The sequence below is a fragment of the Chitinophaga niabensis genome (genome assembly GCF_900129465.1).
Classification (GTDB): domain Bacteria; phylum Bacteroidota; class Bacteroidia; order Chitinophagales; family Chitinophagaceae; genus Chitinophaga; species Chitinophaga niabensis.
On the sequence record NZ_FSRA01000001.1, the window covers coordinates 3716697 to 3730498 of the forward strand.

The following is a 13802-nucleotide window of genomic DNA, read 5'->3' on the forward strand; positions in this document are numbered from 1 at the left end:
GTTGTTGTTTATATTGTGACTTGGAAGCCATGTTAATTGGGCCACTGTAGCTTATTCAGCTGCAGGTGCTTCTGGTGCTGCATCAGCTGCGGGAGCTTCAGGAGCAGATGGTGCGGAAGCTTCGGGAGCTGCAGCAACTGCTTCTCCTTCTTTCTTTCCTTTCTCGAGCAAAGCAGCGATAACGCGTTTTGCAGGAGACTGCAACAGACCGATAACTTCGCCGATGAGTTCGTTCTTGGTTTTGATCTTCACCAGGCTAGCCAGCTGGTTGTCGCCCAGGTACAGTTCGTCAGCGATGAAAGCTGCTTTCAGTACTGGTTTTTCCAGTTTAGCGTTTTCCTTACGGAAAGTGGAGATGATCAGTGCCGGCTCTTTCGGGCTGTCTGAGAACATGAGGGCAGTTACGCCATGCAGTGCTTCGTAAACACCGGCATATTTCTCATTGTCCAGGCTTTCCAAAGCTTTTCTGATGAGGGTGTTCTTAGCCACCTTCATTTCTACCTTCTTATCGAAGCACACCTTTCTCAGGTGGTTCACCTGCTCAACGCTCAGGGACTCTGTATTGGTGATGTAGAAGTTGCTATATTGAGAGAACTTACCTTTCAGCAGCTCTATTGCCTCTGTTTTTTGATCTTTCGTCATTACTCAATAATTAGTTTTGAACAGATTTGGTGTCAATTACAATACCAGGGCTCATGGTGCTCGCCATGGATAAGCCTCTCAGGTAAGTACCTTTTGCAGTAGCCGGTTTCAGCTTGATGATCGCGTTGATCAGCTCCTGGCTGTTCTGCTCGATCTTATCAGGCGCAAATGAAATACGGCCGATAGAAGCGTGGATGATACCAGCTTTATCTACTTTAAAGGTGATCTTACCGCCTTTAACCTCGTTAACAGCAGCTGCTACATCATTGGTAACAGTTCCTGTCTTAGGGTTCGGCATCAGGTTACGTGGACCGAGGATCTTACCCAGTTTACCGATCTTAGGCATCACGGAAGGAGTAGCGATGATTACATCGATATCCGTCCAGCCAGCTTCGATCTTTTGGATAAATTCATCCAGACCCACGAAATCTGCACCCGCTTCTTTAGCAGAAGCTTCTTTATCAGGTGTGCAAAGAACCAATACTTTCTTAGTCTTACCAGTACCGTGTGGAAGCGTAACAGAGCCACGGATTGCCTGGTCAGCTTTCTTAGGATCAACGCCTAAGCGGATATGTAAATCGACGGAAGAGTCGAATTTAGTACAATTAATGTCTTTAACGAGCGTGGATGCCTCTTTCAGGCTGTATGACTTATTCTTGTCCACTTTCACGTCAGCCACTTTTCTTTTCTTCGTTGCCATTGCAGAATGATTTAAAAAAAGTTAAGATTAGTTTTCCCAGGGGGCTTTACCGTCTACAGTAATACCCATGCTACGTGCTGTACCGGCAACCATTTTCATAGCGCTTTCCAGGGTGAAGCAATTCAGGTCAGGCATCTTGTCTTGAGCAATAGCCTCAACCTGTGACCAGGATACTTTACCTACCTTGTTACGGTTAGGCTCTTTAGAACCACTTTGCAGTTTGGCAGCTTCCAGCAGCTGTACAGGTGCGGGAGGCGTCTTAATTACGAAGTCGAATGATTTGTCAGTGTAAACTGTCAGCAAAACCGGCAATACCTTACCCATTTTATCCTGGGTACGGGCATTAAACTGTTTGCAGAACTCCATGATGTTCACACCTTTGGAACCCAAAGCGGGACCAATCGGAGGTGCAGGGTTGGCTTGGCCGCCTTTCACCTGCAATTTCACGTACGTTGCGATCTCTTTTGCCATTGATGTCTGTTTTAATTTGGTTAAACGTCCTCCTCCTCGTTTTACCGGGAAGAAAACTCCCAAAACTCAAAAGTCTTTAAAAGACCTTTCAAGGGGGATGCAAAGGTAGGTATTAATTAAATAAATAGCAAAAATTGTTTGGAGTTCGGCATTTTTTTTGCTATTATCCGGAGATTGGGAATAAAATTAATAGCTAAAGCCCTATTCATCAGTATATTAGGTTTCTAATACAGCATACAAAGATACGGATTTATATTGTATTTTAAGCCCAAATTTCCACTTATGCGCTTTTTCAGCCTCCTTATTATACTATTACCATTTTCGCTCATGGCACAATCCCGTCTGCTCATCGGCACCTACACCAAAAGCATGCATGTTTACAGCTTTAATGCGGAAACAGGGGCCCTTACAGCACAGGATTCAACACAGGAGCTGAATAATCCTTCCTTCCTGACCGTAGCCCCCGGCGGCCAGGCTGTTTATGCAGTCGGCGAAGCTGGCGGCGGCAAGGTATATGCACTAGGGCTTAATGGCAACCAGTTACTGTTGAAGAACACCCAATCCTCCGGCGGCAACGGTCCCTGCCATATCACGATAGATAAAGCCGGACGGAATGTAATTGTGGCCAATTACGGCAGTGGCAGTGTATCCGTATTGCCTGTTCTGGCCGATGGCAGCCTTGGCGCTCCCCTGCAAACTATCCAGCACACGGGGTCCAGTGTGGTGGAATCCCGGCAGAAAGGTCCTCATGCCCACTCTGCCAATTTCTCGCCGGATGAAAAGCAGGTATTTGTTGCGGACCTGGGCATTGATAAGATCATGGTCTACGATTACCATCCTGATAATAAACAAACACCCCTCACCCCTGCTGCCATACCTTTTGTTGCTACCAAACCGGGTATGGGTCCAAGGCACTTCACTTTTCATCCTAATGGTAAATATGCTTATGTGGTGGGAGAGCTTAATGGCGATGTAACGGCTTACCATTATAAGGGTGGGACACTGATACCTTTCCAATCACTTTCTTCAGCTCCCGGCGCCTCAGTTAAGTTCGGCCTGGCGGATGTACATATCTCCCCGGACGGGAAATTCCTTTACCTGAGCGACAGGGACAAACAAAACTACCTGGCCATCTTCACGATCAACAAGAATACGGGCAAGCTGAGCTTTTCAGGTCATCAATCCACACTGGGCGAGAATCCCCGGAACTTCCTGATCGATCCTTCCGGCAAGTTTGTACTCGCAGCTAACCAGAGTACCAATAATGTGGTGGTGTTTAAAAGAGACCTGGTTTCAGGGAAACTGACCCCCACCGGTTATGAGATCAGTGTGCAGAAACCCGTTTGCCTCCAATTGGTAAAATAGGTGTGGCACCATGCATAAAGTTGTCAAAACAAGTATTTTGTAACTTTAGTGCCCTAAAAACCACCCCTTTATGAAACGCACATTGTTAATTCTCATCACCTGCTTTATTGCTTTTTCTGTGAATGCTCAGGATGAAGCTGCACAAAAGAACTGGATGGAATACGCTACCCCCGGTTCTGTTCAAAAAATGATCGCCATGTCTGACGGAGAGTGGAATACGGACATCACCTTCTGGATGGCTCCGGGCGCTCCTCCTTCCAAACAAAGCGGCAAATGCGTGAACAAAATGATCCTTGGCGGCCGTTTCCAGGAATCAAAACACACCGGTTCGTTTGGCGGGCAGCCTTTTGAAGGCATTGGCACTATGGGGTACGACAATCTGAAAAAGGTTTTCCAAAGCTCATGGGTGGATAACATGAGTACCGGTATTATGTACATGGAAGGCAAATGGGACGATGCCACCCGTTCTGTTACCTTTACAGGCAAATGCACCAATCCAGCCTCTGGCAAGGAAATGAACATTAGAGAGGTATACAGGATCGTAGATGATAACACCCATCAGATGGAGATGTTCCAGATGGAAAACGGCACGGAGTACAAGAGCATGGAAATGAAGATGACCCGCAAATAAGCTAATACTAAACGACATTTAAACAAAAAAGCCTCCCGGGATCCGGGAGGCTTTTTTTAAATATAATGAGCAGCTTAGCTGATCTTTTCTACCTGCATGAAGTTGAGTTCCACCGGAGTAGCACGGCCGAAGATCTTCACCGTTACTTTCAGTTTCTTCTTGTCTTCCAGTACTTCTTCGATCACGCCATTGAAATCGTTGAATGGTCCATCGATGATCTTGATGGTTTCTCCCACGATGTATGGTTCGCTCATGGTGAGGCCCTGATCGGAGATCTCGTCCACTTTACCCAGCATTTTGTTTACTTCTGATTTGCGGAGTGCAATGGGTTTTTCTTTTCCGAGGAAGTGGATCACGCCGGAAACGTTGCGGATAGCCTGGATCACTTCATCAGTCATCCTGCCTTCCATCGCTTCGATCATGATATACCCGGGATAGAAGTTCTTTTCGCGCATCACTTTTTTACCAGCCTGCACTTTATAGACCTTTTCCACGGGCAGGAAGATCTGGCTGATCACATTGCCCCAGTCGCTACGGCGCACTTCGATATCGAGGTATTCTTTTACTTTCCGCTCCTTGCCGCTTACTACGCGCAGCACGTACCATTTGGTTTCGTGAGCGGGAGCCTGCGGTGCTTCAACCTTCGGCTTTTCAGGTGCGGAGGCTTGTTCCTGTGGCGTTTCGTCCAGTGGGGTATCTTCTAATTGGATATCATCCATTATTGAAACAGTTTATAGTATTGCGATAAAACGAGGTGAGATGCTGAATCCATTCCCCAAACCATCAGGGTGATGATTATAGTGGCGATCAGAACGATCATGGTAGAGGATTGCAGTTCCCGCCAGGTTGGCCAGGATACTTTATGAACCAGTTCGTGGTATGATTCTCTGAAGTAGTTGGTGATTTTGTTCATGGTAATAAGTTATCCTGATATGAACGATAAAATTGCCGAGGAGTAAAATTGTTTGTTTTCTTTCAAAACCAATCAATTTAACTATCCGGCAATTCAATTCTTAAGCACGGGTACTAGGATTCGAACCCAGATCAAAGGTTTTGGAGACCCGTATGCTACCGTTGCACCATACCCGTTTGTGAAAAAGCCATTAGCCGCAATTGTCTCTGCTCAGCAAATATAATCCGCTAATGAAAGCAAATTACAACTAATGGCCTTTTTATTATACAGTATTGCTACTGATGATTATTTCAGGATTTCTGTAACCTGACCAGCACCTACGGTACGTCCACCTTCGCGGATAGCGAATTTCAGACCTTTTTCCATAGCGATAGGCTGGATCAGTTTAACAACCAGACCGATGTTATCACCGGGCATAACCATTTCAACACCTGCTGGTAATTCAACCTCACCAGTTACGTCAGTTGTACGGAAGTAGAACTGAGGACGGTATTTTTGGAAGAATGGAGTGTGACGGCCACCTTCTTCTTTGCTCAGTACGTAAACTTCGCATTTGAAGTCAGTGTGCGGAGTGATAGAACCTGGCTGGCAGATAACCATACCACGACGGATCTGAGTTTTCTCAATACCGCGGAGCAGCAGACCGGCGTTGTCACCAGCTTCACCTTCATCCAGCAGTTTTTTGAACATCTCAACACCAGTGCAGGTAGATTTCAGAGACTCAGGGATCAGACCTACGATCTCAACGTTCTCACCAACTTTGATACGACCGCGTTCGATACGACCAGTAGCAACGGTACCACGACCAGTGATAGAGAATACGTCTTCTACTGACATCAGGAACGGTTGATCAACCGGACGTGGAGGCAGCGGAATGTAAGTATCTACAGCTTCCATCAGTTCGTCGATCTTAGATACCCAGTTAGCATCGCCAGCGAGGGCGCCGGTTGCAGAACCTTGGATGATGGGCACATTATCGCCATCAAAACCGTATGAAGACAACAGGTCGCGGATCTCGATCTCAACCAGTTCCAGCAATTCCGGATCATCAACCAGGTCAACTTTGTTCATGAATACTACGATACGTGGAACACCTACCTGACGAGCGAGGAGGATGTGTTCTTTCGTTTGTGGCATTGGACCATCTGTAGCGGCTACCACGAGGATTGCACCATCCATCTGAGCTGCACCGGTGATCATGTTCTTCACATAGTCGGCGTGGCCTGGACAGTCAACGTGTGCGTAGTGACGGTTTACAGTCTGATACTCAACGTGTGCTGTATTGATGGTAATACCTCTTTCTTTTTCTTCAGGCGCTGCGTCGATCTCATCATATCCTTTCTTCTCAGCCAGACCCTTGTTTGCCAGAATTGTAGTAATGGCAGCAGTCAAGGTAGTTTTACCGTGGTCCACGTGACCGATGGTACCAATGTTAACGTGGGGTTTATCCCGCTTAAAGGTTTCTTTTGCCATTGTATTTTTTTTTAAGATGGTTTGTAAAGTTGTATTATGTTGTTTTTTAAAAACTGTTTTTACAAACTTGAGCCAATGACGGGGATTGAACCCGCTCCTTTCTCTTTTCCCTGAGAACGCTCATCCATTGAGCTTATCGGCTTAGTTAAACTTCGAAATTCCGGATACTGATCTCCTGAACCTCCCGAAGGATAATCCGTTGACCTGCTATCCGAAACTTATTTGATTTGATGATGAGGGTTACCCTTTCAAAAATTCAAATTTCTAGAGCTGTTGATGAGAATTGAACTCACGACCTCTTCCTTACCAAGGAAGTGCTCTACCCCTGAGCTACAACAGCGAATTCAAAAACGAATTACGAATCTCTATTAAAAATTATCAACCCGTAATTCGTAATTGATAATCCGTATTGACTCAGAGCGGGAGACGAGGTTCGAACCCGCGACCTACAGCTTGGAAGGCTGTCGCTCTACCAACTGAGCTACTCCCGCATATATTGGTATCCTTTATATCAATCACTCTATTTCCTTGCACAACTTTGTTCCGCCCCTGATTGCACAAAAGCGGAACAAAATAAAGCGTGGGCAGGATAGGATTCGAACCTATGAAGTCGAAAGACAGCGGATTTACAGTCCGCCCCATTTGGCCGCTCTGGAACCTGCCCAACTTACAAACTTTGCCCGGAGCCATCCGGTAACTTCTGAGCCAGCAGAGGGATTCGAACCCCCGACCCACTGATTACAAATCAGTAGCTCTGGCCAACTGAGCTATGCTGGCGTGTTTTGTCAAGAAAAAGATTAACACTCTTCTTAAAAGGAAGCGCAAAATAAATGGTTTACTTTTTAAGAAACAAATATTTTTTTCAGCTTCCGAGTGCCCATCAATTCCCTGATGTAAGTCGGCTAAAATGCCCTACAGTAAAGAACTTTACTACCCTTGCGGATCCCTTTTTGATTCGGGATGGCAAAGGTAGTAAAGAGAAAACTAACTTCAAAATATTTTTGGGAAATTAATGTAAATTCTTCTCCTTCTGGCGCTTGATCTGATTTACAAGCGAATCGAAAGCAAGATCGACGGACTCTTCGAAAGATTTAGACTCGTGTTTCACGAAGAAATCGTGGCGGGGTACATGTACTTTAATCTCGGCTATCTTATCTTTTACCTGGTGGGCTAACTGATCAAGTTTGAGGAACACTTCAACGTTTACGATACGGTCATAAAAGGTGGTGAGTTTTTGAATACGTTTGTTCACATGATCAATAAGTTTTGCGTCAGCATCGAAACGCACAGTTTGAATTTGAACATTCATAGCACTAAAATTTAACATTTAACAATCTAATTTCAAGCAAGTAATCATCTTTTCATAGGCTGTTTTTTGGTGAGAACTCTGTATTACTAATTTACTGAACTTTCAATGGCTTTCCATTTTTTGTGTAAAAATTTTTGTTAAAATCAGTCTACAGCAATAATAACTTTCCTCATAACAATAACAGCTGATCAGCATCAACTGTTCCTATGATCTTACTCCGTATAATTAAATGTTGATAATTGTGCTAGGCTTTGGGATGCGCCTGACGATATGCTTTTTTCAGGCTTTCTATGGTATTATGGGTGTATACCTGTGTGGAAGCAAGACTGGAATGCCCCAGCAGATCCTTTACTGCATTGAGTTGTGCCCCGTTGTTCACGAGATGTGTGGCAAAAGTATGCCGCAATACGTGCGGGCTTCTTTTTGAAATGGTAGTTACCTGGCTGAGCGCAGCTTTTACCAGCCTGTATACATATCCTTTGGTGACCCTGGTTCCCTTTTCGTTCACAAACAGGTATTCCAGCTCAGCACTTTCCAGTTCCTGCCGTTTACGGGCATCGTAGGCCTGAATGTGATGGACCAGTTCATTGCTGAGCGGGATGATGCGTTCTTTATTGCCTTTTCCCAATACTTTGATCTGGCTGTTGCTTACATCCACGTCGTACAGTTTGATACCCAGCAGCTCTGCCTGCCGGATCCCGGTTTGGTACAATAAGGCAATAATGAGTTGAGCAGTGGCTCCTTTGAAGTCGTCCCCAAAGATCACCTCTCCTTCTGCGGAATTCTGCTCCAGCTGCTGCATGCCCTTCTGTTCCACAAATACGGGCAGGCGTTTCCGCAGCTTTGGACTCACTACTTTCACCATAGGGCTCTGGCCGATCACTTTCTGGCGAACGGCGTATTTGAAGAACGACCTTAAGGTGGAGATTTTATGACGGATAGTACCGGGAGAGATAGTATCAGGGCTTTCCGGCCGGCCTTTAAGGCCTTCCACTAACCAGGACTGGATGTGAAGGGAACGGATATCTTTCAGATCTATACCGCCGTAGGAAAGGGCCAGGTATTCGAAGAACTGGGAAAGGTTCACCGTGTACAGTTCCACTGTTCTCGGTGATTTCCGCTTAACGCCTGTATAGTAGGCCAGGAACTCTTTTGCCAGTGGTATCAGATGCTCTTCCTTCATGCCAACACAAAAAAATTGATGACTGTAAAGTTATAGAAAACCTTACAATCATCAATCTTATGTATTAGAAATTAATTTCTGATCTTAATTACCAGATTACTCGAACTTACCGGAAGCTACCTGCAGTTTGTAAACAGCTTTCAGCACTTCAGTCCTGCGACGGATAGAAGGCTTGGTAAATGACTGACGCTCTCTGAGTTGCAGCAAAATCTTCGCTTTCTCAAATTTCTTCTTATACTTTTTAAGCGCTTTGTCTATGTTTTCGCAATCTTTAGAATCGATGATTAACATATTTGTCCTTTATTTTTACGGACAGCAAAGGTACGGCAAGTTTTTTATTTTCCAAAATTAAATCAGCTCCATTTTACTGCCCCTTCATGTTAGTGTGTAATTGACTAATTTTGTGGTCCAATATTAAGACTATTTATGTTTACAGGCATTATTGAAACCATGGGTACGGTTACTTCGGCCGTAAAGGAAGGAGCAAACCTGGAATTAACCATCAGCTCGGCATTGGCACCTGAATTAAAGGTGGATCAAAGTATCTCTCACAACGGCGTTTGCCTCACTGTTACCGCTATTGCAGCGGACCATTATACAACTACCGCGGTGGCGGAGACTTTATTAAAAAGCAACCTGGGCAGCCTGCAGCAAGGCCAGACCGTGAACCTGGAAAGGGCCATGATCTTCAACAGCCGTATAGACGGGCATATTGTACAGGGCCATGTGGACAGTACAGGCACCTGCCTTTCCGTTGAAGAACAGAACGGCAGCTGGCTCTATCGCATTGGCTTCCCTCCGCAATTTGCATCCCTGATCGTGGAAAAGGGTTCTATCTGCATGAACGGCATCAGCCTCACGGTATTTGACATTACCAACGATGCTTTTTCTGTAGCCATCATCCCATATACTTACGAGCACACTAATATTCAGCATCTTACGCCCGGCGCCTCCGTGAACCTGGAATTTGACATCCTTGGTAAATACGTGGCCCGGCAATTACAAATCAACAAATGAACCATCCTCTTTTCCGGGAACTGGGTATGAAATATCCGCTGATCATGGCGCCCATGTTCCTTGTGAGTAATGAACCCATGATAAAAGCAGCCATCCGTGCCGGTATTGCAGGTACTTTCCCTTCCCTCAACTATCGTAAGGAAGGAGAATTGCCCGCTTTGCTGGATAGATTGAATGAAACCAGGGCACAACATCAGCAGGGCACTTATGGCGTAAACCTGATCGTACAGAAAACGAACCCGCTCTATAAAAAACACCTGGATGCCTGTGTGGCAGCCAAAGTTCCTTTTTACATCACTTCCCTGGGGAACCCGAAGGAGGTGATAGAAGCTGCTCACTCTTATGGCGGCAAAGTGATCTGTGATGTAACGAATATGGAACATGCACAGAAAGCTGTGCAGTATGGAGCAGATGGCCTTATTGCTGTATGTTCCGGTGCAGGAGGCCATGCCGGCCCCTACCCTATGCATGTGTTGATCCCGGCCCTTAAAAAAGCATTCCCGCACATTCCCGTAATTGCTGCCGGTGGTATTGCTACCGGCCAGCAAATGGCCAGTGCCATGGTATTGGGGGCAGATATGGTATCCATAGGTACCCGTTTCATTGCCAGCCTGGAAGCTACGGTGAGTGAAGAATACAAACAGGCCATTGTGGATCATGGAATGGAAGATATTGTACTCACGGAACGGCTTTCCGGCACGCCCTGCAACATCATCAATACGCCTGAAGCTAAGAAGATGGGGTATAAACAAACCGCCTGGGAGAAATGGCTTTCCCGCAATCCCCGCACTAAGAAGTATTATAAAATGATGGTGCAGCTAAAGGGGATGAAGAAACTGCAAAAGGCCGTGAAGCCCGGCAACTACGCGCATCTCTGGAGTGCAGGGCAGAGTGTTGAAATGGTGGATGATATCATTGGCGTGGAAGAGATCGTAACCCGCATCGTGCATGAATATGATCAAAGCCTGCTGGCCTTCAAATCTTAATTATCTTTGCAAAATGTCCGAATCAATTAATTACCAGGAAGGCGCTGTGCTGTTGTTCAACAAACCATTAACCTGGACTTCCTTTGATGTAGTAAGGAAAGTTAGAAATACCACTAAAGCCAAGATAGGCCATGCCGGCACTTTAGATCCCCTCGCAACGGGTCTGCTGATCTGCTGCACCGGTAAAATGACCAAAAAGATCAACGAATACCAGGCACAGGAAAAAGAGTACACCGGTACTTTCACACTTGGTGCCACCACCCCTACTTTCGACCTGGAATCTGCACCGGAAAACCAGCAACCCGTTCCCGCATTGGACCAGGCAGGTTTACAGGCTTTTGCAGATAAATTTGTGGGCGCTATTCAACAGCTTCCTCCCATTCATTCCGCCATCAAACAAAATGGTACACCTATTTACCACCTGGCCCGCAAAGGAGTAGATGTAAAGGTAGAACCCCGGAATATTACGATCTATGCTTTTGAAATAACGGAAGTGGCTTTGCCTGTTGTGCATTTCAGGGTACAGTGCAGTACGGGTACTTATATCCGTTCACTGGCCAATGATTTTGGTGCAGCTATCGGCTGCGGAGGTTACCTGAGCAGTTTATGCCGTACAAAGATCGGTGCCTTTAAACTGGAAGATGCAATGGAAGTGGCTGATTTTATTGAGCAGTATAAACAGGCACATCAGAACGGATAACCGATGGCCACGTTCCAGGTTACGTTCTCCCGCCGCCAGCGGCTATCTCCCAACGTCCATTCACCAATATACCAGCCGCTGCTGTTTTTGGTGGGATATGGTTTTTTGAGCGGGATACCAAAGTCGAGCCGGATCACGAAGTAACTGAAATCCACTCTCAGACCAGCGCCTGTACCAATGGCAAGGTCCTTATACAGATTACCCACCTGGAACTCTGCACCAGGGCGGGAAGTATCTTTCCGTAACATCCAGATATTTCCGAGGTCCAGGAACGTGGCTCCTTTGAGGTTCATGCTGCCGCCAAACAAACGGATCAGGTTGAAACGGTATTCCACATTTCCTTCGAGTTTCATATCCCCCGTCTGATCCGGGAAGATCTGTGCTACCCTTGATGTGTCTGTATAAGAACCAGGGCCCAGTGTACGCAGCCGCCATGCACGGATACTGTTAGGACCGCCTGCTGTGAACTGGCGGATATAGGGTAATACGGAACTTTGCCCGTAAGGAACACCCAGGCCTACATAAGCACGCGTGGCAACGGCTGAACGCTCATAATTCCAGTAATGCCGGTAATCCAGTTCCAGCCTTACAAACTGCGAGATGTTCACCCTGGAAAGTGTTTCCAGGTTTTCTCCTTTGCTGCTCAGCACATCCAATGCCCCGTTCACGCCTTTCAGCCAGAGACCTGATTCTTCGAAATTGGCGCGGAAATAAGTATTCTGCCGTTGATGGAACACATCGTTATTACTGAAGATGTAGGTAATATTCTCACCTCCCACAAAGGCAGGCTCAAAGCTCCTTCGCAGATAGGGACTGGTGCTCACCACACTGTCTATGAATTCCTTTGTTAACACTACGCCCACATACGTGAAGGTTAATGGTTTTACATTCCAGCGTTTGTAAACAGATTCATTCCATTCATATCCAAAAGAGCCGGTTACGTTCCGGATATTGAACTTATCGATACGCCGGAGATTATTGAAACCGGCAGAGATACGTGTTTTAGCGGTGGAGCGGTTGTTCTGCCTTAAACGGAAAGGAGTTACAAAACGTGGCAGGATGAGATCTGCCGTGATACCATACTCCTGTGCCTGCAGATCGAACTGACTATTGTTCTTTACTACTTCCACCCCTCCTTTTACATTTATATGCAATTCATTGGCGGCACGGTTCAGGTTGTAATGGCGATATCCAAAGGACACGCCGCTACCCACAAAATAATCACTACTGGTAGAAATATCGAAGTTGGTGCTGATCTCCTGTTTTTTCCTGGGTGTGAGCTGAATATATGCATCCAGCTTCTGCACCGTATCCGGGTTCTCCTTGTAAGTAAGGGTTACAAACTGCCAGAGGTTGAGATCGTATAAACGGTTCACCGTGTTGTTATAGTTCTGGATAGAATATTTATCGTTGGTGCGTAATTGAATAGCACGTGAAAGTACCCGTGGCCGGATAATATTCTCGTAGTATTTGATAGTGAGGAAGCGGCTTTGTGTTGTGTGATAATTAGTGTCATTCACATTTCCCTGCAGTTTGAAATCGGGGAACACATAGATCTTGTTCAGGTAAAAGAGTTTGGTAAGATCGCTGGCGGAATCTTCCGGCAGCTTTATTTCCACGTCTATATCCAGTAAAGGCTTCTGGTCTGAACTCAATACCGTGGGCATGCTTTCAAAGGGGTTCAGCGGATCTACGAAGAGGGATTTATTGAGGGTATCTACCGTAAAGGAGATCAGTTCCCTGTTGAACTTGTAATATCCTGCATCACGGATCACCCTTGTAAGCCTTTCCCGCTCCCTATCCAGGTTGCCTGCTTTATAAGCATCGTTGGTCTTTATGTGGGAGAACTGCAGGTTATCTTTTACGATCTTGGAAATGGCTGTGTCCGGTATGTCGTAATTGATCTTTTTGATCACAAAGTTTTTGCCGGTGTTCACTTCATACTCCACGCTTGCTTTCTGCCGCCGGATATTCTCTTTATAACCTACGGTGGCATAGAAGTATCCCTGGTTATTAAGATAGGAGATCATGCGGGCAACGGATTCCTTTGTTTTCAGGGAATCGTAGATCACAGGCTCCTGGAGGTTCCGCTCTGCCAGCATCAGGTTCCAGAACCAGTTGCTTTTCTTTTCGTAATTCTTCTGATTGTACAGCCAGACCTTCAGGCGGGTGCCCAGTACTTTCTGGTTGGGCTGTTGCAGCATCAGGGATTTGGAGGAGAGGTCGTTCTTCAGGTCCGTTTTTTCATTGGAATTGAGCTTACCCGTAATGTTCACATCCGTGTTGGTGAGCAGGTTCTGCTCTTTCTGCAGGTACCGGGTGTTGGAACAGGCCGTCCATAACCCGCATACCATCAGCAGCACAGCCAGATGAGCCATCTTCACATATAACGGGTATGTACTTCTCTTCAAG

General features: G+C 46.1%; 15 protein-coding genes and 6 tRNA genes. 5 read left to right on the plus strand and 16 right to left on the minus strand.

Annotation, left to right across the window (positions count from 1 at the left end):
* Positions 1-51 precede the first annotated feature (51 nt).
* Genes rplJ through rplK form a run of 3 tightly spaced genes read right to left on the minus strand, consistent with a single transcriptional unit; the run spans position 52 to position 1813 of the window.
* The gene (rplJ, locus tag BUR42_RS14675; RefSeq protein ID WP_074239950.1) at positions 52-642 is read right to left on the minus strand and encodes a 50S ribosomal protein L10; all 591 of its coding nucleotides are present in this window, start codon (positions 640-642) and stop codon (positions 52-54) included.
* Positions 643-652: 10 nt separating this feature from the next.
* Positions 653-1342, minus strand: a complete 690-nt coding sequence (rplA, locus tag BUR42_RS14680; RefSeq protein ID WP_074239951.1) for a 50S ribosomal protein L1 — start codon at positions 1340-1342, stop codon at positions 653-655.
* Positions 1343-1369: 27 nt separating this feature from the next.
* A complete protein-coding gene (gene rplK / locus BUR42_RS14685) occupies positions 1370-1813 on the minus strand; it encodes a 50S ribosomal protein L11 (protein ID WP_074239952.1) in 444 nt (147 codons plus the stop codon).
* 282 nt (positions 1814-2095) lie between these two features.
* Between rplK and BUR42_RS14690 the strand changes: the two genes are divergently transcribed.
* Together BUR42_RS14690 and BUR42_RS14695 are read left to right on the plus strand one after the other, a co-directional pair.
* Positions 2096-3178 carry a lactonase family protein gene (locus BUR42_RS14690; protein ID WP_074239953.1) on the plus strand — a complete coding sequence of 361 codons (1083 nt, stop codon included), beginning with the start codon at positions 2096-2098 and terminating at the stop codon, positions 3176-3178.
* 70 nt (positions 3179-3248) lie between these two features.
* Entirely contained in the window at positions 3249-3809 is a 561-nt protein-coding gene (locus tag BUR42_RS14695) for a DUF1579 domain-containing protein (RefSeq protein ID WP_074239954.1), read from the plus strand.
* Between the two features lie 74 nt (positions 3810-3883).
* Here the strand turns inward: BUR42_RS14695 and nusG are convergent, their stop codons facing one another.
* The 12 genes from nusG to rpsU all read right to left on the minus strand — a co-directional run bounded on the left by nusG (position 3884) and on the right by rpsU (position 8978).
* Positions 3884-4528: a transcription termination/antitermination protein NusG gene (gene nusG, locus BUR42_RS14700; protein WP_234979677.1), complete on the minus strand. Its 645-nt coding sequence runs from the start codon at positions 4526-4528 to the stop codon at positions 3884-3886.
* Entirely contained in the window at positions 4528-4722 is a 195-nt protein-coding gene (secE, locus tag BUR42_RS14705; RefSeq protein ID WP_074239955.1) for a preprotein translocase subunit SecE, read from the minus strand. Before secE ends, nusG begins: the two co-directional genes overlap by 1 nt.
* Before the next feature lie 105 nt (positions 4723-4827).
* Positions 4828-4898: transfer RNA gene (locus BUR42_RS14710), tRNA-Trp, on the minus strand.
* 109 nt (positions 4899-5007) lie between these two features.
* The gene (gene tuf, locus BUR42_RS14715) at positions 5008-6195 is read right to left on the minus strand and encodes an elongation factor Tu (RefSeq protein WP_074239956.1); all 1188 of its coding nucleotides are present in this window, start codon (positions 6193-6195) and stop codon (positions 5008-5010) included.
* A gap of 70 nt (positions 6196-6265) precedes the next feature.
* A tRNA-Pro gene (locus BUR42_RS29765) sits at positions 6266-6336 on the minus strand.
* A 127-nt stretch (positions 6337-6463) separates the two neighbouring features.
* A tRNA-Thr gene (locus BUR42_RS14720) sits at positions 6464-6535 on the minus strand.
* A 78-nt stretch (positions 6536-6613) separates the two neighbouring features.
* Positions 6614-6686: transfer RNA gene (locus BUR42_RS14725), tRNA-Gly, on the minus strand.
* Between the two features lie 90 nt (positions 6687-6776).
* Positions 6777-6859: transfer RNA gene (locus tag BUR42_RS14730), tRNA-Tyr, on the minus strand.
* Between the two features lie 39 nt (positions 6860-6898).
* Positions 6899-6972: transfer RNA gene (locus tag BUR42_RS14735), tRNA-Thr, on the minus strand.
* A 232-nt stretch (positions 6973-7204) separates the two neighbouring features.
* Complete coding sequence (locus BUR42_RS14740; protein WP_074240609.1) at positions 7205-7504, minus strand: HPF/RaiA family ribosome-associated protein; 300 nt, start codon at positions 7502-7504, stop codon at positions 7205-7207.
* 244 nt (positions 7505-7748) lie between these two features.
* Entirely contained in the window at positions 7749-8687 is a 939-nt protein-coding gene (locus tag BUR42_RS14745; protein ID WP_074239957.1) for a tyrosine-type recombinase/integrase, read from the minus strand.
* Positions 8688-8783: 96 nt separating this feature from the next.
* Positions 8784-8978 carry a 30S ribosomal protein S21 gene (gene rpsU / locus BUR42_RS14750; RefSeq protein ID WP_074239958.1) on the minus strand — a complete coding sequence of 65 codons (195 nt, stop codon included), beginning with the start codon at positions 8976-8978 and terminating at the stop codon, positions 8784-8786.
* Positions 8979-9113: 135 nt separating this feature from the next.
* Here rpsU and BUR42_RS14755 point away from each other — a divergent pair, with 135 nt between their 5' ends.
* The 3 genes from BUR42_RS14755 to truB are packed head-to-tail and all read left to right on the plus strand — an operon-like array spanning position 9114 to position 11390.
* Positions 9114-9704, plus strand: coding sequence for a riboflavin synthase (locus BUR42_RS14755; protein ID WP_074239959.1), 591 nt, complete (start codon positions 9114-9116; stop codon positions 9702-9704).
* The gene (locus BUR42_RS14760) at positions 9701-10690 is read left to right on the plus strand and encodes an NAD(P)H-dependent flavin oxidoreductase (protein WP_074239960.1); all 990 of its coding nucleotides are present in this window, start codon (positions 9701-9703) and stop codon (positions 10688-10690) included. Before BUR42_RS14755 ends, BUR42_RS14760 begins: the two co-directional genes overlap by 4 nt.
* 13 nt (positions 10691-10703) lie before the next feature.
* The gene (gene truB / locus BUR42_RS14765) at positions 10704-11390 is read left to right on the plus strand and encodes a tRNA pseudouridine(55) synthase TruB (RefSeq protein ID WP_074239961.1); all 687 of its coding nucleotides are present in this window, start codon (positions 10704-10706) and stop codon (positions 11388-11390) included.
* On the opposite strand, the gene tamL is transcribed toward truB, so the two are convergent.
* Complete coding sequence (tamL, locus tag BUR42_RS14770) at positions 11378-13801, minus strand: translocation and assembly module lipoprotein TamL (RefSeq protein ID WP_143197452.1); 2424 nt, start codon at positions 13799-13801, stop codon at positions 11378-11380. The two genes, truB and tamL, sit on opposite strands and share 13 nt — an antisense overlap.
* Position 13802: the final 1 nt, after the last annotated feature.